At 67.6% G+C, this 20,315-nt stretch carries 21 protein-coding genes; 15 read left to right on the top strand and 6 right to left on the bottom strand.

Annotated elements, in window-relative coordinates; translation table 11 throughout:
* Positions 1–2 precede the first annotated feature (2 nt).
* From SI859A1_RS01325 to deoA, 4 genes are read left to right on the top strand one after another with little or no spacing between them, the layout of a single operon-like run.
* Entirely contained in the window at positions 3–398 is a 396-nt protein-coding gene (locus SI859A1_RS01325; protein WP_009208081.1) for a cytidine deaminase, read from the top strand.
* Positions 395–1,201, top strand: a complete 807-nt coding sequence (locus SI859A1_RS01330; protein ID WP_009208082.1) for a purine-nucleoside phosphorylase — start codon at positions 395–397, stop codon at positions 1,199–1,201. Before SI859A1_RS01325 ends, SI859A1_RS01330 begins: the two co-directional genes overlap by 4 nt.
* Complete coding sequence (gene deoC, locus SI859A1_RS01335) at positions 1,194–1,955, top strand: deoxyribose-phosphate aldolase (RefSeq protein ID WP_009208083.1); 762 nt, start codon at positions 1,194–1,196, stop codon at positions 1,953–1,955. The genes SI859A1_RS01330 and deoC overlap by 8 nt, the downstream gene beginning before the upstream one ends.
* Entirely contained in the window at positions 1,955–3,265 is a 1,311-nt protein-coding gene (gene deoA / locus SI859A1_RS01340; protein WP_009208084.1) for a thymidine phosphorylase, read from the top strand. The genes deoC and deoA overlap by 1 nt, the downstream gene beginning before the upstream one ends.
* A gap of 18 nt (positions 3,266–3,283) precedes the next feature.
* Here the strand turns inward: deoA and SI859A1_RS01345 are convergent, their stop codons facing one another.
* The 5 genes from SI859A1_RS01345 to SI859A1_RS01365 form a co-directional block, all read right to left on the bottom strand.
* Positions 3,284–3,820 (bottom strand): retropepsin-like aspartic protease family protein, encoded by a 537-nt coding sequence (locus SI859A1_RS01345; protein ID WP_009208085.1) that lies wholly within the window; start codon positions 3,818–3,820, stop codon positions 3,284–3,286.
* Positions 3,821–3,956: 136 nt separating this feature from the next.
* Positions 3,957–4,586 (bottom strand): uracil phosphoribosyltransferase, encoded by a 630-nt coding sequence (gene upp, locus SI859A1_RS01350; RefSeq protein ID WP_009208086.1) that lies wholly within the window; start codon positions 4,584–4,586, stop codon positions 3,957–3,959.
* A 33-nt stretch (positions 4,587–4,619) separates the two neighbouring features.
* Entirely contained in the window at positions 4,620–5,615 is a 996-nt protein-coding gene (add, locus tag SI859A1_RS01355) for an adenosine deaminase (protein ID WP_040326134.1), read from the bottom strand.
* A 53-nt stretch (positions 5,616–5,668) separates the two neighbouring features.
* On the bottom strand, positions 5,669–6,862 hold the full coding sequence (locus SI859A1_RS01360; protein WP_040326135.1) for a phosphopentomutase: 1,194 nt from the start codon (positions 6,860–6,862) through the stop codon (positions 5,669–5,671).
* 135 nt (positions 6,863–6,997) lie between these two features.
* Positions 6,998–7,462 (bottom strand): pilus assembly protein N-terminal domain-containing protein, encoded by a 465-nt coding sequence (locus SI859A1_RS01365; protein ID WP_148233693.1) that lies wholly within the window; start codon positions 7,460–7,462, stop codon positions 6,998–7,000.
* Positions 7,463–7,702: 240 nt separating this feature from the next.
* Between SI859A1_RS01365 and SI859A1_RS01370 the strand changes: the two genes are divergently transcribed.
* From SI859A1_RS01370 to SI859A1_RS01410, 9 genes are all read left to right on the top strand, one after another.
* A complete protein-coding gene (locus SI859A1_RS01370; RefSeq protein ID WP_040324969.1) occupies positions 7,703–7,888 on the top strand; it encodes a Flp family type IVb pilin in 186 nt (61 codons plus the stop codon).
* A 97-nt stretch (positions 7,889–7,985) separates the two neighbouring features.
* Complete coding sequence (locus SI859A1_RS01375; protein ID WP_009208090.1) at positions 7,986–8,498, top strand: A24 family peptidase; 513 nt, start codon at positions 7,986–7,988, stop codon at positions 8,496–8,498.
* A 111-nt stretch (positions 8,499–8,609) separates the two neighbouring features.
* Positions 8,610–9,428 carry a Flp pilus assembly protein CpaB gene (gene cpaB, locus SI859A1_RS01380; protein ID WP_040324971.1) on the top strand — a complete coding sequence of 273 codons (819 nt, stop codon included), beginning with the start codon at positions 8,610–8,612 and terminating at the stop codon, positions 9,426–9,428.
* A gap of 35 nt (positions 9,429–9,463) precedes the next feature.
* Positions 9,464–11,047, top strand: a complete 1,584-nt coding sequence (locus SI859A1_RS01385; RefSeq protein ID WP_148233694.1) for a type II and III secretion system protein family protein — start codon at positions 9,464–9,466, stop codon at positions 11,045–11,047.
* A gap of 68 nt (positions 11,048–11,115) precedes the next feature.
* Positions 11,116–11,778, top strand: coding sequence for a CpaD family pilus assembly protein (locus SI859A1_RS01390; protein WP_148233909.1), 663 nt, complete (start codon positions 11,116–11,118; stop codon positions 11,776–11,778).
* Between the two features lie 17 nt (positions 11,779–11,795).
* Positions 11,796–13,070, top strand: a complete 1,275-nt coding sequence (locus SI859A1_RS01395) for a CpaE/TadZ family protein (protein ID WP_148233695.1) — start codon at positions 11,796–11,798, stop codon at positions 13,068–13,070.
* A gap of 7 nt (positions 13,071–13,077) precedes the next feature.
* Positions 13,078–14,571, top strand: a complete 1,494-nt coding sequence (locus tag SI859A1_RS01400; protein ID WP_009208095.1) for a TadA family conjugal transfer-associated ATPase — start codon at positions 13,078–13,080, stop codon at positions 14,569–14,571.
* A complete protein-coding gene (locus SI859A1_RS01405; protein ID WP_009208096.1) occupies positions 14,571–15,578 on the top strand; it encodes a type II secretion system F family protein in 1,008 nt (335 codons plus the stop codon). Before SI859A1_RS01400 ends, SI859A1_RS01405 begins: the two co-directional genes overlap by 1 nt.
* Positions 15,579–15,638: 60 nt before the next feature.
* Positions 15,639–16,619 carry a type II secretion system F family protein gene (locus tag SI859A1_RS01410; protein WP_040324973.1) on the top strand — a complete coding sequence of 327 codons (981 nt, stop codon included), beginning with the start codon at positions 15,639–15,641 and terminating at the stop codon, positions 16,617–16,619.
* A gap of 307 nt (positions 16,620–16,926) precedes the next feature.
* Here SI859A1_RS01410 and SI859A1_RS01415 read toward each other — a convergent pair whose 3' ends face one another.
* Complete coding sequence (locus SI859A1_RS01415; protein ID WP_009208098.1) at positions 16,927–17,772, bottom strand: tetratricopeptide repeat protein; 846 nt, start codon at positions 17,770–17,772, stop codon at positions 16,927–16,929.
* Positions 17,773–17,877: 105 nt separating this feature from the next.
* Here SI859A1_RS01415 and SI859A1_RS01420 point away from each other — a divergent pair, with 105 nt between their 5' ends.
* Positions 17,878–19,287, top strand: a complete 1,410-nt coding sequence (locus SI859A1_RS01420) for a leucyl aminopeptidase family protein (protein WP_009208099.1) — start codon at positions 17,878–17,880, stop codon at positions 19,285–19,287.
* A 78-nt stretch (positions 19,288–19,365) separates the two neighbouring features.
* Positions 19,366–20,247, top strand: a complete 882-nt coding sequence (locus SI859A1_RS01425; RefSeq protein WP_009208100.1) for a C40 family peptidase — start codon at positions 19,366–19,368, stop codon at positions 20,245–20,247.
* Positions 20,248–20,315 lie beyond the last annotated feature (68 nt).

Consider the following 20,315-nt stretch of genomic DNA (forward strand, 5'->3'; position numbering starts at 1 on the left):
AAATGGCGGACGATCTCTTCGCGCTGGCGAAGTCCGCGATGCGGCGCGCCCACGCGCCCTATTCGAAATTCCCTGTCGGCGCGGCCCTGCGCACCACGGACGGACGCATCTTCTCCGGCTGCAATGTCGAGGTCGTCAGCTTTCCCGAAGGCTGGTGCGCCGAGACGACGGCGATCGGCCATCTGGTGATGGACGGCGGCGGGCGGATCGCCGAAGTCGCGGTGGTCGCCGAGAAGCTGCCGCTGTGCACCCCCTGCGGCGGCTGTCGGCAGCGCATCGCCGAATTCGCCGACGCGGGAACGAAGGTGCATCTGTGCGACGCCGAGGGCGGCGTTCGCGAGACCGTCACCATGGGCGAACTCCTGCCGCGCGCCTTCGACCCCCAGAGCCTGGCATGAGCGCGGCGGCCGATTATCTGCGGTACCGGCTCGGCGACCGCCGCCCGGTGGCCGCGATGGTGCTGGGTTCGGGACTGGGGCTGCTGGTCGATGCGATCGCGGATGCGGTCCGGATCCCCTTTGCCGAGGTTCCGGGCTTTCCGGTGAGTGCGGTGACCGGCCATGCCGGCGAGATCGTCGTCGGCCGGCTCGGCGGGCGCGACATCCTCGTCCTGTCGGGCCGCGTCCATTATTACGAGGCCGGCGATGCGGCGGTGATGCGCCCGGTGATCGCGGCGATCGCCGACCTTGGAATCGAGCGGCTGCTCCTGACCAATTCGGCCGGCTCGGTGCGCGAGGACATGCCGCCCAGCTCGGTGATGATGATCGAGGATCACATCAATTATTCCGGGCTCAACCCGCTGATCGGCGAAGCCTCCGACGCCCGCTTCGTCGGCATGACGGCGGCCTATGATGCCGAGCTGCGCGAGCGTCTTGCCACTGCGGCGGAGACGGCCGGCGAGACGCTGTTCGGCGGCGTCTACATGTGGTTCTCCGGCCCGTCCTTCGAGACGCCCGTCGAGATCCGCATGGCGCGCACGCTGGGCGCCGACGCGGTCGGCATGTCGACGGTGCCCGAAACCATCCTGGCGCGGTTCTTCGGCATGAGGGTCGTCGCCGCCTCGGTGATTACCAATTACGGGGCCGGCATGACCGGCGCCGAACTCTCCCATGCGGAGACCAAGGACATGGCGCCGAAGGGTGGCGCGCGGCTGGCGCGGATTCTCGGCGCCATGCTGGAAAACGGAGGCTTCGATGACTGATGCCGACATGCAGGCCCGCGCACGCCAACTGATCGCCTGCCTCGACCTGACCAATCTCAACGACGACTGCACCGAGGCCGATGTCGCGGCGCTCTGCGAGCGGGCGGCGACGCCGGAAGGGCCGGTGGCGGCGATCTGCATCTGGCCACAATTCGTCGCCTTCGCGCGCGAAAGGCTGGCGCCGGCCATCCGCATCGCGACGGTGGTGAACTTCCCGGCTGGCGGCGAGGATCTGGACGCGACCCTCGCCGAGACCCGGGTGGCGGTCGCCGACGGTGCCGAGGAGATCGACTTGGTGATCGCCTATCGGAAGATTCCGGCCGATCCGGATTTCGTCGAGAACCAGGTGCGCCAGGTGAAGGCGGTCTGCCGCACGGCGCGGCTGAAGACGATCCTGGAGACCGGCGAGATCGGCGACCCGGACGCGATCCGCGTGGCCTGCCAGGCGGCGCTCGACGGCGGGGCCGACTTCCTGAAGACCTCGACCGGCAAGGTCGCCGAGAACGCCACGCCCGTCTCCGCCCGGCTGCTGCTCGGCGCGATCGCCGATTCCGGCCGTGACGTTGGTTTCAAGCCGGCCGGCGGCATCAAGACCTTCGAGGACGCGAACGGCTATCTCGAACTCGCCGAGGCGATCTGCGGGCCCGGCTGGGCGACGCCGGAGCGCTTCCGTCTGGGCGCGTCCAGCGTCCTGGGCGATCTTCTCGCGGTGGCGGGCGGCAAGCCCCGGGCCGGCGGGGCGGCCGGCTACTGATGGCGATCCTGCCGCAGGAGTTCATCCGCGCCAAGCGCGACGGCGAGACCCTCGATCCGGACGCCATCAAGGCCTTCATCGCCGGCTTCGACGACGGCAGTGTCACCGAGGGGCAGGTCGCGGCCTTTGCCATGGCGGTGTTCTTCCGGGGCATGGCGCGGGACGAGACCGTCGCGCTGACCGAGGCGATGCGCGACAGCGGCGAGACGCTCGACTGGTCCGATCTCGACCGTCCGGTCGTCGACAAGCATTCGACCGGCGGCATCGGCGACAATGTCTCGCTGATGCTGGCGCCGATCGTTGCCGCCTGCGGCGCGGCCGTGCCGATGATCTCGGGCCGCGGGCTCGGCCATACGGGCGGCACGCTGGACAAGATGGAATCGATCCCCGGCTATTCGGTGACGCCCGACAATGCGACGTTCCGGCGAACCGTGCGCGAGGTCGGCTGCGCGATCATTGGCCAGACCGGCCAACTCGCCCCGGCGGACAAGCGCTTCTACGGCGTGCGGGATGTCACGGCGACGGTGGAATCGATCCCGCTGATCACCGCCTCGATCCTGTCGAAGAAGCTCGCCGGCGGGCTCGAAGGCCTGGTGCTCGATGTCAAATGCGGCTCCGGCGCCTTTATGGCCAGCGAGGCGGACGCCAGAGCGCTGGCAACGAGCCTCGTCGAGGTGGCCAACGGGGCGGGGCTGAAGACCACGGCGCTGATCACCCGCATGGACCAGGCGCTGGCCTCGGCCGCCGGCAACGCGGTGGAAGTGCGCAATGCCGTCCGCTTCCTGACCGGCGAGCACCGGGACGCGGCACTGGAGGAGGTGACGCTGGCGCTGGCGGCGGAGATGCTGGTGCTGGCAGGGCTTGCGCCGGATCTTACCGCCGCTGAAGCCAAGGCGCGCACCGCCCTCGACGACGGACGCGCAGCGGAGATCTTCGGCCGGATGGTGGCCGCGCTGGGCGGACCTGCCGATTTCGTCGAGCGGATGGATGCGTATCTGCCCAAGGCGCCTGTCATTCGACCGATTGCAGCGACGAGGCAGGGGACCGTCACGGCCGTCGATGCGCGGCAGCTCGGGCTTTGTATCGTCGGTCTCGGCGGTGGACGCACGCGGCCGCAGGACGCGGTCGACCATTCGGTCGGCCTGACGGAACTCGCCGCGATCGGCACGGTGCTGGGCGAAGGCGATCCGATCGCCATGGTTCATGCGCGGGACGGGGCGGCGGCCGAGGCGGCGGTCCGGGCAGCTTACAGCTTCGGCGATGCAGAGCCGGACGGCTCACGCCCGGCGGTCATCGACCGCATCGGCTGAGCGCCTCGGGCTGGGGTCTTATTGCTTCAGCGTCAGCTGATCGCTCGCGATCTCGAATTTCGACAGGCGGCCGAGGAAGCTCATGCCGAGGAGGGCGACGGGCAGGGTGCCGTCGCGGGTGACGAGCGTGTCGACGTCGCGCAGCTCGATCGGGCCGAGTTGCAGGCGCTCGACGGTGACGAGGGCGGCCGTGGTCTCGCCATTGGCCGTCTGCACCCGATAGCGATATTCGTCGAGTTGCGGGGCGACACCAAGGCGGCGAGCGGTGGTTTCATTGATGGAAACGTAAGTTGCGCCGGTATCCACCAGGACCGGGACGGAGCGGCCGTTCATCCGCGTGTCGGTCCGGAAATGGCCGCTGGCATCGGCGGCGAGGCGCGCGACGCGGCCGGACAGGCTGGCGGGACGTTCCACCGCCGCGTCGATGACCACGGGGGCGGGTTCGACGGTCTCCACCTGACCGGACAGCATGCCGGCGCGGTAGTGCTCGAAGGCCGAGGGCACGGCCAGCGCGACCAGCGAGGTCACGGCGAGGATGATGACGAAGTTCTGCATCCGGCTGTCCGACCCGTTGCGACTGGATCGGACAGTCTGGGCGCGGCCGGGTTAACCGGAGGCGAAAAGCCGGCGATGCCGGGCGGCAATCGCCCGGCGCGGTTGCCGATCGGTTAAGACCGGCCTGCCATGGCGGCTATTTGGTGCCGTACATCCGGTCGCCGGCATCGCCGAGGCCGGGCACGATGTAGCCCTTGTCGTTGAGGTGCCGATCGATCGAGGCGGTGAAGACCGGCACGTCCGGATGCGCCGTACGGAACCGCTCGATGCCTTCCGGGGCCGCGAGCAGGCAGAGGAAGCGGATGTTCTTCGCGCCGCGCTCCTTCAGCTTCTCGATCGCCGCGATGGCCGAATTGGCCGTTGCCAGCATCGGGTCGACGACGATGACGAGGCGGTTTTCCAGATCCTCGGGCGCCTTGAAGTAATATTCGACCGGTTGCAGCGTCTCGTGGTCGCGATAGAGCCCGATATGGGCGACGCGCGCGGCGGGCACGAGGTCGAGCATGCCCTCCAGAAGGCCGTTGCCGGCCCGCAGGATCGAGGCGAAGACCAGCTTCTTGCCTTCCAGCACGGGCGAATCCATTGCCTCCATCGGCGTCTCGATCCGGATCGTCGTCAGGTCGAGATTGCGCGTGACCTCGTAGCAGAGGAGCGTGGAGATCTCGCGCAGCAGCCGCCGGAAACTCGCCGTCGAGGTCTCCTTGTTGCGCATGATGGTGAGCTTGTGCTGGACCAGCGGGTGGTCGATCACGGTGACGCCGTCCATGGGGCCTCGCTTTCTGGCTGATTTGGCTTCTGCTTAACCGGACGATGACGGCGCGCCAAGGGCGATCGCCGAGACAACGAGCTGCTGGAGGAGACGCTGCCGGGTCGCCTCGTCGACGAAGGCGGCTTCGATGGCGTTGCGGGTGAAGCCGAGACGGTCGCCCGGCCCGAAGCCGGCAGACGCGGCAAAGGCGTATTCGGCCGCAAGATCGGTGGCGAAAAAGGGCGGGTCGTCGGAGTTCAGCGTGACCCGGCAGCCGGCTTCCACCAGCGGGCGCAGCGGATGCGAAGCCGCGTCCGGACAGACGCCGAGTGCAAGGTTGGAGTGGGGGCAGATTTCGAGGGCGATGCCTTTGTCGGCCAGCATCCGCACCACGTCCGGCGCCTCGACAGCGCGCACGCCATGGCCGATGCGGCTCGTTCGAAGAATCTCGACGGTCTCGCGGACATTCTCGGCCCCGTCGAATTCGCCGGCATGGGCGGTCAGGCCGAGCCCGGCGTCGCGGGCGATATCGAAGGCACGGGCGAAGTCCCGGGGCGTGCCGATCCGCTCGTCGCCGGCAAGGCCGAAGCCGGTCAGAAGCGGTTCGCGCACAGCATGGGTCGCGGCAAAGCGTGCGGCGGCCTCGACACGGTCGGCACCGAGATGGCGGACGCCGATGGCGATCATCCGCGCCTCGATGCCGGTCGCGGTCTTGGCGCGGCGGATACCTTCGGCGAGACCGGCCAGATAGGCTTCGCCGGGCACGCCGGCCGATGCCGCGTGGTCGGGCGACATGAAGAACTCGGCATAGACCGCGCCGGCGCGGGCAAGGCCGGTCAGATGGTCCTCGGCGAGGCGGCAATAGTCGGCCGCGTCGCGGAAGACCAGCGAGGCGCGATCATAGGCTGCGAGAAAGCTGGTGAAGTCGTGCCAGACATAGGCGCCGTCGCGGACGATGCCGCCGAGGTCGATGCCGTGGCGTTCGGCCAGTTCCAGCACCAGTGCCGGGCGGGCCGCGCCCTCGATATGGCAGTGGAGTTCGGCCATGGGGACGGCGCCGCCGGACCTTGCGCGGGCGAGGGCCGGGGCGGCGTCGGTATTCACAAAAAGCTCGTTCCGTGGCGGCCTTCCGGCAGGCCGAGATGCGCGGCGACGCTCTCGCCGATATCGGCGAAGGTCTCGCGATGGCCGATGGCGCGGGACGCGATGCCCGGCCCGAAGCCGAGCACGGGCACGTTCTCGCGGGTGTGGTCGGTGCCGCGGAAGGTCGGGTCGCAGCCGTGATCGGCGGTGATGATGGCGAGATCGCCCGGCCGCAGCCGCGCTTCGAGCTCGGGCAGCCGGGCGTCGAAGGCTTCCAGCGCCGCCGCATAGCCGGCCACATCGCGCCGGTGGCCGTAGAGCATGTCGAAATCGACGAAATTGGCGAAGACGATGTCGCCGTCGGCCGCGTCGTCCATGGCGTCCAGCATGGCGTCGAACAGCGCCATGTTGCCGTCGCCCTTGCGCACCTCGGAGATGCCCTGGTGGGCGAAGATATCGCCGATCTTGCCGATCGCGGTGACGCGGCGGCCGGCGGCGACGGCACGGTCGAGGATGGTGGGCTCGGGCGGAGGCACCGAATAGTCGCGGCGGTTGGCGGTCCGGCGGAAGGTCGCGGCGGTCTCGCCGATGAAGGGGCGGGCGATGACCCGGCCGATATTCAAGGGATCGACGTGCCGCCGTGCGACCGCGCAGAGCGCGTAGAGCCGCTCCAGGCCGAAATGGGTCTCGTGGGCGGCGATCTGCAGCACGCTGTCGGAGGAGGTGTAGAAGATCGGCTTGCCGGTCGCGATGCTCTCCTCGCCGAGATCTGCGATGATCGTGGTGCCCGACGCGTGGCAGTCGCCGAGAATGCCGGGAATGTCGGCGTCGTCGCCGATCTGCGCGATCAGGGAGGCGGGGAAGGTCGGCACGGTATGGGGAAAATAGCCCCAGTCGAAGGTCACCGGCACGCCGGCGATCTCCCAATGTCCGGACGGGGTGTCCTTGCCGTGGGAGACCTCGCCGGCCGAGCCCCAGAGGCCGTCGGGCGATCCGTTGCCGTCGAGGCCCGCGGCTTGGAAGAGACCGAGGCGGCGCATGTTGGGCACGGCAAGCGGACCCTGACGCAGTCCGGCACGATCGGCCTCGCCGGCTTCGGCGCGTTGCAGGATATGGCCGAAAGTGTCGGCTCCCACGTCGCCGAACGCCTCGGCGTCCCTTGCATGGCCGATCCCGAAGGAATCGAGAACGATCAAAACAGCGCGCGCCAACATTCTCTCCTTGCCGCGACCGGAGCCCCGGCCTGTCAGGCGCCGGCGGGCAGCCAAGGCCGACGCGGCGTGTGGTCAGCCAGATAGGCGGACCGGGACGGTTTCACAGGGGAGGTGGGGTGGCGCGGCGCAAGACTACTGCTTGGCGGCATCCATCGCCATGCCCTGGCGCTGGGCATATTGCTGCGCGGCCTCTCCGAAGCTGTCGACATTGTCGCCGATGGTCACGGTCGGCTCGCATTTGGGGGCGCAGGCATAGGTGACGCGGCTGGCCTGGCGGTAGACCCGCACCGTGTTGTCCTCGAAGCTCTGCACCGCCACCTGCTGGTCCATGACGATGTCGCCATTGGCGTCGAGGATGACGAGATTGGTGATGCCGTAGCTGCGGCCGGTGAGGACGAGGCGGTTCGAGGACAGCACCTCCACATCGACGATCGCCGGATTGCCGACGATCACCGTGGCAGCCGGGTTGTCGATCTGGACGATCCGGGCGTGATCCACCTCGACCGGCAGGACATCGCGGCTGTCGACGGCGGCGGCATTCCCGCATGCGGCGAGAACGGCGATCGCAGCCAGTGCGGCGCGCAGTGTGCTGGTCATGTGGCTCATCCCGTTCTGCTGCTGGAGTCCTCACTCTAGGTAGAACGGTCTTGGTAAACGCCGGATTAAGCCCGGTCGTGAAGCAAAGATGAAAATTCGATGCAAGTACCGAATGGAAAATAAACCACGCCGCTTAAGACGATCGCAACCGGCCAGCCTTAGACATGGCTCAATCCGATCGACAAGGCTGTCGACGGGGATACTGCTTCAAACGGGTATCTGGATATCAAGGAGTTCCCAATGTCCAAGCTTTTCGCTCGCTTCGCCAAGGATGAGTCCGGCGCAACCGCCATCGAATACGGCCTGATCGCCGCCATCATGGCTGTCGCCCTGATCGCCGCGTTCCCGTTCGTGACCGGCGGCCTCACCACCTCCTTCACCAACATCGGCACGATGCTCGGCTCCACGCCTGCCGCCATCAAGTAATCACGACGCGTCTCGCCGAGATGCAGTGTGATACCTTGATCATCAGGACCGGGACGGAGCAGACGCTTCGCCCGGTCCTGGCTCCTGGAGTGAGTGCATGACGGCCCTTGCGATCCTCGTCATCTTCCCCTTCGCCATGCTCTACGCGGCCGCGTCGGATCTGGTGTCGATGACCATCGCCAACCGTGTGTCCATCCTCCTCGCCCTGGCCTTTCCCGTCGTCGCCTATGCGGCCGGCATGGCGCCCGGTGCGATCGGTGCCCATCTCGGCATCGGCCTCGTCTGCCTGACCGTCTGCTTCGGCATGTTCGCCGCGGGCTGGATGGGCGGCGGCGACGCCAAGCTCCTGGCCGCCACCGCGGTGTGGTTCGGGCCCACCCCCATGCTCCTCGAATACATCCTCTTCGCCAGTATCTATGGCGGGCTCCTGACGATCGGGCTCCTGACCATCCGGGCCTTTCTGCAGCCCGTGACCGGCGTCGCCTTCATCGATCGCCTGCTCGAGCGGGAAACCGGTATTCCCTATGGGATCGCCCTCGGCCTTGCCGGCCTGACCGTCTATTCCGGCAGTGTCTGGATCGACATCGCGGCCCGCAGCGCCCCGTTCTGACGCCTGCCCGCCAAGGCGGAGAGATTTCGTTAACCATACATTGAGGGTTTGTCGGCGATAACCGTCGTGAACAGCCGCATGGTCGCGGCCTCGTTTGCGAGGAGTAGCCCGATGAATCTAGCCCGCATGGCAGTTGTGGCGGTCGCATTGGTCGCAGCCATGGGTGCGGCATTCGTCGCCTTGAACCTGCAGCCCGAAAAGGCCGAGCCGGTGATCATCACGGCGGCGCCGGCCGAGCCGCCGATCAAGCTCGCCGAAGTGCTGGTCACGTCCCGCGACCTGTCGATGGGCGAGGCGGTGGACGAGGCGCTCGACTGGCAGAGCTGGCCCGAGGACGGCATCGGACCGACGCTGATCCGCAAGTCCGACCGGCCCGACGCCCTCGAGACGCTCAAGGGATCGTTGGCCCGCCAGTCCTTCTTCGCCGGCGAACCGGTGCGCGAATCCAAGCTGATCCGTTCGGACCAGGGCTTCATGTCGGCCGTCCTGCCGGCCGGCAAGCGGGCGGTCGCCGTCCAGATCGCGGCCGAAACGTCGGCCGGCGGCTTCGTCCTGCCGAACGACCATGTCGACGTCATCATGACCCGCCGGGTTTCCAGCTCGGAAAACCGCGGCGACCAGGTCCTGACCGAGACCGTCCTGCGCAATCTGCGGGTCCTGGCCATCGACCAGACCATCCAGGAGAAGGACGGCGAGAAGGTCGTGGTCGGATCGACGGCGACGCTCGAAGTCGATCCCGAACAGGCCGAAGCCCTCACCGCCGCCCAGCAGATCGCCGACCGTCTGGTGCTGTCGCTGCGCTCGCTCGCCGATTCCGTGCCCGGTTCGCCCGGCTATGCGGCCTTCCTGCTCGCCCAGGAGAACGCCCGGAACGGCAAGATCCGGGTCGTGCGCTACGGCCAGTCCTCCGAAATCACCACCAAGGAATGACGGGCAACCCGATGAACGATTGGAGAGGATCCGACATGCTACGCGCCCGGCTTCGCAAACTGGTGGTCGTCATGGCCGCGGCGTCCACGGCACTCGCGCCGCTGGCAACGACCCTGCCGGCCCAGGCCGAGCAGACCGTCGTCAACGTCCGCCAGGGCTCCCAGTCCATCAATCTCGGTCTGAACAAGACCAAGGTCATCGTGCTCGAGGCCGATGCCCACGATATCCTGGTCGCGAACCCCGCGGTGGCCGACGCCGTCACGCGCGACGCCCGTCGCATCTATATCTTCGGCAAGCAGATCGGCCAGACCAACATCGTCGTCTTCGACCGACAGAACCGCCAGATCGCGTCCATCGACCTGAAGATCGAGCGCGACATCAACGGCCTCGAAGCGACGATCCGCAAATACGTCCCGTCCTCGGTGGTCCAGGTCGAGATGCTGAACGACAACGTCGTGCTGAACGGCACCGTGCAGACTCCCCAGGACGCCGCTAAGGTCGAGCGTCTGGCGCGGCTGTTCGTGACCGGCGGGGAGGGCACAACGGGTCAGTACATCCAGCAGGCCACCGCCTCGGGCGGGGCCGGCGGCGGCGATGGCGACGTCGGCTTCGCACAGGAAGACCGCCGCCAGAGCCAGATCGTCAATCTCCTGCAGATCCAGGGCGAGGACCAGGTGACGCTGAAGGTCACCGTCGCCGAGGTCCAGCGCTCGGTGGTCAAGCAGCTCGGCATTAACAGCACTGCGGGTAAAGGTGTAACCTACGGCCAGACTGACAGTCCGTTCGCCCTTGGTAAAGCGCTGTCCTCAAGCATGCTCGCGAGCGCAGGCAGTATTGGCGGCTTTGATATCACCGCGCAACTTAACGCCATGGAGCAGGCCGGTGTTATGCGCACGCTTGCCGAGCCTAGCTTGACGGCGATCTCAGGCGAGAAGGCCAGTTTCAAGGTCGGTGGCGAATTTACCGTACCTGATGCCCAGAGCTATGATCCCGGCACGCCCGCACGCAGGGAGTTCCAAGGGTACGATGGCAGCGGCCAAGCAATCTATGACACGATCCCAGCCGAGCCGCCGACTAGATCAATCGACAAAACTCGAGTCGAATACGGTATCGGTCTCGATTTTACTCCAGTTGTACTGTCACCGGGCCGCATCAGCCTAAAGATTAGGACCGCAGTATCCGAGCCGACTTTTGAGATGCCATTCAACATCTCGGGCGGCAAGGACGGCGGCGTCGGTACGGTCGGCATACGCAAACGTCTGGCCGATACGACTGTCGAACTGCCGTCGGGCGGCTCGCTGGTCATCGCTGGCCTGGTGCGCGACGAGGTTCGCCAGGTCATGTCGGGCTTCCCCGGCCTGTCGAAGATCCCGGTGCTGGGCACGCTGTTCCGCTCGCGCGACTTCCAGCGCTACGAGACCGAGCTGGTGATCATCGTCACGCCCTATCTGGTGCGCCCGGTTCCGCGCCAGGCACTGGCCCGCCCGGACGACGGCTTCGCCCTGTCCAGCGACGGTGCCGCCAACTTCCTCGGCCGCGTCAACCGCGTCTACGGCCACATGGAAACCAAGCTGCCACCCGGCCGGTATCACGGCGTCGTCGGCTTCATCTACAAATGACCGGTTCTGGGAGATCGCAGGTGCAAGACCGTTCGCAGATCATCGGCCGCCGCCGTCCCCGGACGTCCATGGCCGCCCTGTTGCCGCTGGCCGCGATGCTGATCGCCGGTGGTTGCGCCAACGTCCACAATGTCGAGGTCGGCTCGATCCCCGACGACTACCGCACGCGGCATCCGATCGTCGTGTCGGAGGACCAGGAAGCCATCGACATTCCGATCGTGATGTCCGACGCCCGCCTGTCCTACGCCAATCGCGGCCGCGTCGAGCATTTTGGCGACCGGTTCCGGGCCTCGGGCGCCGATTCCATCCAGGTGATGCTGCCGACCGGCTCGGCCAACCAGTATGCCGCCGAAAGGGTCAGCCACGAGATCGTCGAGGCGCTGCGCGGTCGCTACATCTCGCGCGACCGGATCTTCGTGCAGCCCTATTCGGCGGTGGGCGCCGAAGGACCGACGCCGATCCGGCTGACCTATGCGACGCTGGTCGCCAAGACCGGCCCCTGCGGTCGCTGGCCCGACGACATGACGGACACGTCCGAGAACAAGAACTACTTCAATTTCGGCTGCGCCAGTCAGCAGAACCTTGCCGCCCAGATCGCCGATCCGCGTGATCTGCTGTCGCCGCGCGGCGTCGATTCCATCGATGCCGGCCGACGCACCACGGTGCTCGACAATTACCGGCGCGGCGAGCCGACGACGACGGCGGCCGGTTCCAGCGAAATCGAATACTGATGGGAGCCGCGGAAACCATGTCTACCGCTTCGCGCGCCGCGCCGGACACCAGCTTCGACGATCCGGCCGGTCTGGAGAACGTCCGGCCGATCCCCCGCATCTCCATCCAGGCCTTCTGCGAAAGCGAGGCCGTGGCCCGGCCGATCGAGAATGCCGGGGCGGACCGCCGCATGGCCAAGACCCACATGCGGGTCAATCTCGGTGGCATCCGCGCCGCGGTGGAGCATTTCTCCGGCGCGCCGACGCCCAACCTCGTCATCCTGGAATCCAAGCTGCCGCCGCTCGAGCTGATCGCCGAGCTGGAATCCCTGTCGGAGGTCTGCGACCCGGGCTCCAAGGTGATCATCATCGGTCACTACAACGACGTGGCGCTCTACCGCGACCTGATGCATCGCGGCGTCTCGGAATATCTCGTCGCGCCGGTCTCGATCGCCGACATCATGACGATCATCGGCTCGCTGTTCACCGCGCCGGATTCCGAGCCGCTCGGCCGCTCGATCGCCTTTGTCGGCGCCAAGGGCGGCGTCGGTTCCTCGACGATCGCCCACAATCTGGCCTGGTCGATCTCCAAGCTGTTCTCCAGCGACGTGGTGATCGCCGATCTCGATCTGCCCTTCGGCACCGCCAACATCAATTTCGACCAGGACCCGGCCCAGGGCATCGCCGAGGCGGTGTTCTCGGCCGAGCGGATGGACGACACCATGCTCGACCGACTGCTGTCGAAATGCGCCGAGCATCTGTCACTGCTGGCCGCGCCGTCGCTGCTGGACCGCACCTACGACTTCTCGACCGAGGCCTTCTCGGCGCTGATCGAGACCGCCCAACGTGGCGCGCCGGTGGTGGCGCTCGACATCCCGCATGTGTGGAACGACTGGACCCGCAGCGTCCTCGCCTCGGCCGACCAGATCGTCATCACCGCGACGCCGGACCTGGCCAATCTGCGCAACGCCAAGAACCTCGTCGACATGCTGGCCAAGCTGCGGCCCAACGATCCGGTGCCGCACCTGATCCTCAATCAGCTGGCGATCCCGCGGCGTCCGGAAATCTCGCCCGAGGAATTCGCCGATCCCCTCGGCCTCGAGCCGATCGCCCAGATCAACTTCGACCCGCAGGCCTTCGGCAATGCGGCCAATAACGGGCAGATGCTCGCCGAACTCGACGGCAAGCATCCGGCCGTGGAGGCCTTCGAGCACGTCGCCCACGTCCTGACCGGACGCGGCACGGCCAAGAAGCCGAAGAAGCAGGGCCTTCTCCAGCGGCTGCGCCACAGCGGCAAAGCAACCAGGGAGTAGCTGCAGCATGTTCGGCAAACGCGGAGGCGAGCCTCGCAGCAATCCCGGCATGGGTCTGACCTCGACCCTGCCGAAGCCGTCGGCCGCGCCGGTCCCGGCGCCCAAGCCGCGCGAGCCCGTGTCGCGGGCGCCCGTCACGCCGCCGCCGGCGGCAGCGGCGCCGCGGGAAGCTGCCGCGACGAGCGACAATTCAGCGGCCGTGCGGCCGGACAGCTATTACGCCCGCAAGGCCGAGGTCTTCGCGGCGCTGATCGACACGATCGACCTGTCGCAGCTTGCCCGCCTCGACGCTGAGAGCGCGCGCGAGGAAATCCGCGACATCGTCAACGACATCGTCGCGATCAAGAGCTTCGCCATGTCGATCTCCGAACAGGAGGACATGCTCAGCGACATCTGCAACGACGTTCTCGGCTACGGGCCGCTGGAGCCGTTGCTGGCACGCGACGACATCGCCGACATCATGGTCAACGGCGCCCGCCAGACCTTCATCGAAGTCGCCGGCAAGGTGCTGGAGACCAATGTCCGCTTCCGCGACAACCAGCAGCTCCTGAACATCTGCCAGCGCATCGTCAGCCAGGTCGGCCGGCGCGTCGACGAGACCTCGCCGATCTGCGACGCGCGCCTGCCCGACGGCAGCCGCGTCAACGTCATCGCGCCGCCGCTGTCCATCGACGGCACCACGCTGACCATTCGTAAGTTCAAGAAGGACAAGCTCACCCTCGACCAGCTCGTCCAGTTCGGCGCGATCTCGCCGGAAGGCGCGCAGATCCTGCAGATCATCGGCCGGGTCCGCTGCAATGTGGTCATTTCCGGTGGTACCGGCTCGGGCAAGACGACGCTTCTGAACTGCCTGACCCGCTATATCGACACCGACGAGCGGATCATCACCTGCGAGGATTCGGCCGAGCTGCAGCTCCAGCAGCCCCATGTCGTGCGCCTGGAAACCCGTCCGCCCAACATCGAGGGCGAGGGCGAGATCACCATGCGCGATCTGGTCAAGAACTGCCTGCGCATGCGACCCGAACGCATCATCGTCGGCGAAGTGCGCGGACCGGAGGTTTTCGACCTCCTGCAGGCGATGAACACCGGCCATGACGGCTCGATGGGCACGATCCACGCCAACTCGCCGCGCGAGTGCCTGAACCGCATGGAATCGATGATTGCGATGGGCGGCTTCTCGCTGCCCTCGCGCACCGTCAAGGAGATCATCGTCGGCTCCATCGACGTCATCGTCCAGGCCGCGCGCCTGCGCGACGGGTCGCGCCGGATCACCCATATCACCGAAGTGCTCGGCATGGAGGGCGACGTGATCACGACGCAGGATCTGTTCGTCTACGACATGACCGGCGAGGACGCCCAGGGCCGGATCATCGGCCGCCACCGCTCCACCGGCATCGGCCGGCCGGCCTTCTGGGACCGGGCGCGCTACTACAACGAGGAGCAGCGCCTTGCCGCCGCCCTCGACGCCTCGGGCGCCGACGAGCCGGCGGGGATGCTGTAATGAACCCGGCCGGCATCATCCTGTTCATCCTGTTCTCGACGATCGCCGCCGGCGCGCTCGCCTTCGCCTTCCTGCAGCCGCGGATCGCCAAGGAACGCAAGGTGGAGAACCGGCGTGCGCAATATACGCGCGACGACACCGAGCGGCGTTCGCTGAAGGTCGCCCGCGACCGGCTGAAGGAGCAGGACAAGCGCCGCAAGACGATCCAGTCGTCGCTGAAGGAGCTGGAATCGCGCCAGAAGGAGCGCGACAAGCACACCGGCAAGCTGACCCTGCAGCGCCAGCTCGAACAGGCCGGCTGGACGATGAGCGTCAAGCAGTTCGTGCTGTTGAGCATTGTCATGGGGGTCGTCAGCCTGTTCGTGGCGGCGATCTTCGGCGCGCCGTTGCTGCTCCTGATCGGCGCGGTCGTCGTCGGCGGGCTCGGCCTGCCGCGCTTCCTCCTGTCGCGGGCGCGCAAGAAGCGCTTCCATAAGTTCGGCGAGGAATTTCCCAACGCCATCGATCTGATCGTGCGCGGCGTGAAATCGGGCCTGCCGCTGAACGACACGCTCAGGATCGTCTCCGGCGAGACGCTGGATCCGGTGCGCAGCGAGTTCCGCAAGATCATCGAGAGCCAGCAGATGGGCGTGCCGATCTCCGAGGCGGTCGAGAAGCTTTATCGCAACATTCCGACGCCCGAGGCGAACTTCTTCGCCATCGTCATCGCCATCCAGTCGCAGGCCGGCGGCAATCTGTCGGAAGCGCTGGGCAACCTGTCCAACGTGCTGCGCGACCGCAAGAAGATGCGGGCGAAGGTTCAGGCGATGTCGATGGAGGCCAAGGCCTCCGGCGGCATCATCGGCGCGCTGCCGGTGGTCGTCGCCGGCCTCGTCTACATCACCACGCCCGACTACATCTCCGTCCTGTTCACCACCGGTACCGGCCACCTGATCCTGGCGGTCTCGGGGCTGTGGATGGCGACCGGGGTCTTCGTGATGAAGAAGATGATCAGCTTCGATTTCTAAGGGCCGACCGGCGCCGCTCAGAAGGCGCAGCCGAAGCGGAAGGTGCAGACGAGTATGGATATGTTCGCGCTACTCGGGGTGTCCCCGGCGGTCGCCGCCAGCTTGGTCATGGCGATCGCGGTGTTCACCACATTCGTCGCCATCGCCATGCCGATGCTCGCCGGCAACCAGCTGAAGAGCCGGATGAAGGCGGTGGCGCTGGAGCGCGACGAGGTGCGGGCGCGCGAGCGGGCGCGCATGGCCGCCGAGAACGAGCGCGGCCGCTCTGGCCTGCGCCAGCAGGACAGCAAGGGCGTCGCCAGCCTCGTCGTCGAACGGCTCAACCTGCGCACGGCGCTGGCCGACGACAAGACCGTGTCGAGCCTGCGCAATGCCGGCTATCGCGGCCAGCGGCCGCTGACCCTGTTCCTGTTCGCGCGCGCCGTCCTGCCGCTATTGATGTTCGCCCTCGCGCTGTTCTACGTCTTCGGCCTCGGCCTTCTCGACACGCATCCGACGATGATGCGCATCGCGATCTGCCTCGGCGTCGCTTATGTCGGATTCGTCGCGCCGATCTTCTTTGTGAAGAACCGTGCCACCAAGCGCCGGCTGTCGATCAGCCGGGCCTGGCCGGATGCCCTGGATCTGCTGCTGATCTGCGTGGAATCGGGCAATTCGATCGAGGCGGCCTTTCGCCGGGTGGCCGAGGAGATCGGCATCCAGTCGATCCCGCTGGCCGAGGAGCTGGTGCTGGTCTGCGCCGAGCTTTCCTATCTGCCGGACCGCAAGGTGGCCTATGACAACCTCGCCACCCGAACCGGCCTAGACGGCGTGCGGACGGTCTGTACGGCGCTGGTCCAGGCCGAGCGCTACGGCACGCCGCTGGGCACCGCGCTGCGGACGCTGTCGCAGGAAAACCGCGATCAGCGGATGAACCTCGCCGAGAAGAAGGCCGCCGCGCTGCCGCCGAAGCTCACCGTACCGATGATCGTGTTCTTCCTGCCGGTGCTGTTCGCCGTCATCATCGGCCCGGCGATCATCAAGGTCATGGCCGTCCAGTAACGGCACCGTCAGCAGGGCGCCCGGCGCCGGCCGCCCGCCGGACCGGGTCTGGCCGCGCCGTGGAGTTGGCCTCGCAGGGCGCCGACCGGAACCTTCATGACCCGCGCAAAGACGATCCGGGAGCATCGCAGCGAAGCGTTGTCGCAGCACCCGAACACCTGAAGCTCGGCCACGGCTGTCCGACCTCCCTTGATCGCGGGGAACAAGGCCGGAGTGGGCCGCAGCTGCTGCCAACGCGAGAAGGGCGCACCCTGCAGGATGCGCCCTTCTCGTGTCTTCGCCTGTCAGCGTGAGGCGGTGGGGCCGATCAGTTCTCGGCCTTGTCCTTGTCCTTCAGCATCGCCCAGGTGTTCTGCTGGGCGAGCATCGCCTTGAGGAAGGCGACATTGGCTTCCGCCTCGGCCGGCGGCAGTTCGCTGCTGGCGATCTTCTCGGCCTCGTCGAAGCGACCCTGCAGGCCGACGACCAGTGCCAGGTTCTGGCGCACGCGGCTGTCGCTGCCGGGCTGGGAGGCAGCGGAGCGCAGATAGGATTCGGCCGACTTCAGATCGTTGCCGAGAAGGTAGGACATGCCGAGATTGGACAGGATCGTCGGCTCGTTCGGCTGCATGTCCAACGCCTTGCGATAGAGCGTGCGGGCCGGGACCTGCTGGCCCATCTGGTCGAGAATGGCACCCTCGGCAGAATAGAGCCGCCAGTCGGGATAGTCCGGCGTCTGGGCGCGGCGGATGGTCTCCAGCGCCTTGGGCAGGTCGCCGGCCGCGGCCAGCGCCTTGCCGTAGGCGGCGAGGACATCGCGATCTTCCGGATGGGCGATCGCCATCTGCTGCATCACTGCCAACGACTGGTCGTTGCGTCCGGCCATCTGCAGGGCGGCTGCATAGGAGAGGCCGGTGGGCTTGTTCTTGGGGTCGCGGTCATAGGCGGCGCCATAGGTGCGCACGGCCGACTGCAATTCGGTGGTGTTCATCTGGGCCACCGCTCGGCCCTGCTGCGCGGGGCGCTGGATCGAACCGGTGGTCTCGTTGGACACGGAGCCGCAGCCCTGGGTCACCATCAGGGCGAGGCACGCGCCAAGGAGCAGCCCCTGTTTCGCACGGCGTCCCGAACTAGTTCCGCGCCCGACCATGATCTGCTCCTGTTCCGCCTGCATGTCGGCCGCATCGAAAACGGGACGGCCTTCGACGGTGAGAGTATTTCGTTAACCCTAATGACCGGTTAATGCCGGTCTCAGGACGCAAACCTCAGGACACGCCCCATGCCGATCACCCTTGTCAGCGACAATGCCGCGACCGCCCTGCCTGTCTGGACGGCGACCCGTGACAGGCTCGACAACCTGCCGGAGGCGGCGCGGCGCTGGGCCAGGGCGACGCGGTTCGACGCCGGCGCCGGCCAGGTGCTGCTCGTGCCCGATGCCGACGGGGCGACCGCCGGCGCCGTTCTCGGCCTCGGCAAGGCCGCCGGAACGGGAGAGGGCGCGGCCGGACGCCGTGCGCTCGCCGCCGGTGCGCTGGCGACCCATCTGCCGGCGGGCAACTGGCAGTTTGCCGAGGGCGCCGATCTCGACGGATCGCTGGCGACACTGGCGGTGCTTCTCGGCGGCTATCGCTTCGATCGCTACCGGACCGGGGGCAAGGGCGAGGACGCGGCGGCCGACATCCGCTTCACGCCGCCCAGCGACGTGGACGCCGCCGAGGCACAGGCGCTGGCGGCCGGCGTGGCGCTGACCCGCGACCTCATCAACACCCCGACCAGCGACATGGGACCGGCCGAACTGGAAGCGGCGGCCCGGACGCTGGCCGATGCGTTCGGCGCGGCGGTGACGACGATCGAGGGTGACGCGCTGCTCGAGCAGAATTTCCCGATGATCCACGCCGTCGGCCGGGCCAGCGCCTCGGCGCCGCGCCTGATCGACATGCGCTGGGGCCGGGCGGACGCACCGAAGGTGACCCTCGTCGGCAAGGGCGTCTGCTTCGACACTGGCGGCCTCGACATCAAGCCGGCCTCGGGCATGCTCCTGATGAAGAAGGACATGGGCGGCGCCGCCAATGTGCTGGGCCTTGCCCACATGATCATGGCCTGCGGCCTCGATCTGCATCTGCGGGTGCTGATCCCGGCGGTGGAAAACGCGATCTCGGCCAATGCCTTCCGTCCCGGCGACATCTTGCACAGCCGCAAGGGCAAGACGGTTGAGATCGGCAACACCGACGCCGAGGGACGGCTGGTGCTCGCCGACGCGCTGGCGCTGGCCGACGAGGAGGCGCCGCAACTCCTGATCGACATGGCGACCCTGACCGGTGCGGCCCGTGTGGCGCTTGGGCCCGACCTGCCACCCTTCTTCACCGACGATGACGGCTTTGCCGGGGATCTCGCCACGGCGAGCATGGCGGTGGCCGACCCGGTCTGGCGGATGCCGCTCTGGGCGCCCTATGCCGCCAACCTCTCGTCACGGGTCGCCGACATCAACAATGTCACCAGCGACGGCTTCGCCGGTGCGGTGACGGCCGCGCTGTTCCTGCAGGGCTTCGTCGAAAAGGCCGAAAGCTGGTCGCATTTCGATGTCTATGGCTGGCGCGCCAAGGCGAGCCCGATCGGTCCTGTCGGCGGCGAGGCCCATGCCACCCGTGCGCTCTTCCAGGTGCTGAAGGCACGCTTTCCCCGGCGCTGACGGCCTGGGCCCGCAGGCGATCGGCCCGAGCGGGCCCGTCGCATCTTCTCCGTTTCGCACAGCAAGGCAGACGCGTTCATGACCGGCTCCCCCGATCCCCGCCTCAACGCCGTGCGCCCCGATCTCGCCGACCGCCGGCTCGAGGGGCAGGTCACGGCCGACCGCTTCGTCGACGGGGTCCCGCGCCGGATCATCGCCGCTCTGGCGCCGGTCCGGCGGCACCCGGCGGGCAATGCGCCGCTCGATACCGAGGCCCTGTTCGGTGAGGCCGTCACCGTCTTCGACGAGGACGACGAAGGCTGGGCCTGGGTCCAGCTCCGGAATGACGGCTATGTCGGCTATGTGCCGAGCGCGGCGCTCGGCCGGCCGGGCGCCGCCCCGACGCACCGGGTCTGCGTCCCGCGCACGCTGGTGTTTCCCGGCTACGACATCAAGCTGCCGCCGCTGCACGACCTGCCGATGGGCGCGGCCCTGGCGGTGGTCGGTGCCGGGCAGGACCATAACGCCGCCTATGCCCGGATCGAGCCGGCCGGCGCGGTCGTGCTCCAGCATCTGGAGCCGGTCGCCAGCGCCGCCGCCGACTATGCCGCCATCGCCGAGCGCTTCCTCGGCGTGCCCTATCTGTGGGGCGGCAAGAGCGCGTCGGGCATCGACTGTTCGGGCCTCGTCCAGATCGCCTGCCAGATGGCCGGGATCGACGCGCCGCGCGACACCGACATGCAGGAGCGCGCGCTCGGCACGCGGGTTGCCGGCGTCGAGGCGCTGCAGCGCGGCGATCTGGTCTTCTGGAAGGGACATGTCGGGATCATGCTCGACGGTGCCCGGCTTCTGCACGCCAACGCGCATCACATGCTGACGGCGATCGAGCCGCTGATGGAGACCATGGCGCGCTTCGAGGAGCGGGGCATCGCGGTTACCAGCGTCAGGCGATTGCGGCCCGCCGCTGCGGTCCACGGCTGATCCGCGCCCGGCTGCACCACGGCAAGGCATGGTGCGCCGCCGCCGCAGGACATCAGGAATTGCAATGG

It is taken from the genome of Aurantimonas manganoxydans SI85-9A1 (assembly GCF_000153465.1).
Taxonomy (GTDB): Bacteria; Pseudomonadota; Alphaproteobacteria; order Rhizobiales; family Rhizobiaceae; genus Aurantimonas; species Aurantimonas manganoxydans.

What these genes read in the sequence shown, in the direction of transcription:
- SI859A1_RS01325 (WP_009208081.1), top strand. Translation starts at nt 3, where the DNA reads ATGGCGGACGATCTCTTCGCGCTGGCGAAGTCCGCGATGCGGCGCGCC.
- SI859A1_RS01330 (WP_009208082.1), top strand. Translation starts at nt 395, where the DNA reads ATGAGCGCGGCGGCCGATTATCTGCGGTACCGGCTCGGCGACCGCCGC.
- deoC (WP_009208083.1), top strand. Translation starts at nt 1,194, where the DNA reads ATGACTGATGCCGACATGCAGGCCCGCGCACGCCAACTGATCGCCTGC.
- deoA (WP_009208084.1), top strand. Translation starts at nt 1,955, where the DNA reads ATGGCGATCCTGCCGCAGGAGTTCATCCGCGCCAAGCGCGACGGCGAG.
- SI859A1_RS01345 (WP_009208085.1), bottom strand. Translation starts at nt 3,820, where the DNA reads ATGCAGAACTTCGTCATCATCCTCGCCGTGACCTCGCTGGTCGCGCTG.
- upp (WP_009208086.1), bottom strand. Translation starts at nt 4,586, where the DNA reads ATGGACGGCGTCACCGTGATCGACCACCCGCTGGTCCAGCACAAGCTC.
- add (WP_040326134.1), bottom strand. Translation starts at nt 5,615, where the DNA reads ATGGCCGAACTCCACTGCCATATCGAGGGCGCGGCCCGCCCGGCACTG.
- SI859A1_RS01365 (WP_148233693.1), bottom strand. Translation starts at nt 7,462, where the DNA reads ATGACCAGCACACTGCGCGCCGCACTGGCTGCGATCGCCGTTCTCGCC.
- SI859A1_RS01370 (WP_040324969.1), top strand. Translation starts at nt 7,703, where the DNA reads ATGTCCAAGCTTTTCGCTCGCTTCGCCAAGGATGAGTCCGGCGCAACC.
- SI859A1_RS01375 (WP_009208090.1), top strand. Translation starts at nt 7,986, where the DNA reads ATGACGGCCCTTGCGATCCTCGTCATCTTCCCCTTCGCCATGCTCTAC.
- cpaB (WP_040324971.1), top strand. Translation starts at nt 8,610, where the DNA reads ATGAATCTAGCCCGCATGGCAGTTGTGGCGGTCGCATTGGTCGCAGCC.
- SI859A1_RS01385 (WP_148233694.1), top strand. Translation starts at nt 9,464, where the DNA reads ATGCTACGCGCCCGGCTTCGCAAACTGGTGGTCGTCATGGCCGCGGCG.
- SI859A1_RS01390 (WP_148233909.1), top strand. Translation starts at nt 11,116, where the DNA reads ATGGCCGCCCTGTTGCCGCTGGCCGCGATGCTGATCGCCGGTGGTTGC.
- SI859A1_RS01395 (WP_148233695.1), top strand. Translation starts at nt 11,796, where the DNA reads ATGTCTACCGCTTCGCGCGCCGCGCCGGACACCAGCTTCGACGATCCG.
- SI859A1_RS01400 (WP_009208095.1), top strand. Translation starts at nt 13,078, where the DNA reads ATGTTCGGCAAACGCGGAGGCGAGCCTCGCAGCAATCCCGGCATGGGT.
- SI859A1_RS01405 (WP_009208096.1), top strand. Translation starts at nt 14,571, where the DNA reads ATGAACCCGGCCGGCATCATCCTGTTCATCCTGTTCTCGACGATCGCC.
- SI859A1_RS01410 (WP_040324973.1), top strand. Translation starts at nt 15,639, where the DNA reads ATGTTCGCGCTACTCGGGGTGTCCCCGGCGGTCGCCGCCAGCTTGGTC.
- SI859A1_RS01415 (WP_009208098.1), bottom strand. Translation starts at nt 17,772, where the DNA reads ATGCAGGCGGAACAGGAGCAGATCATGGTCGGGCGCGGAACTAGTTCG.
- SI859A1_RS01420 (WP_009208099.1), top strand. Translation starts at nt 17,878, where the DNA reads ATGCCGATCACCCTTGTCAGCGACAATGCCGCGACCGCCCTGCCTGTC.
- SI859A1_RS01425 (WP_009208100.1), top strand. Translation starts at nt 19,366, where the DNA reads ATGACCGGCTCCCCCGATCCCCGCCTCAACGCCGTGCGCCCCGATCTC.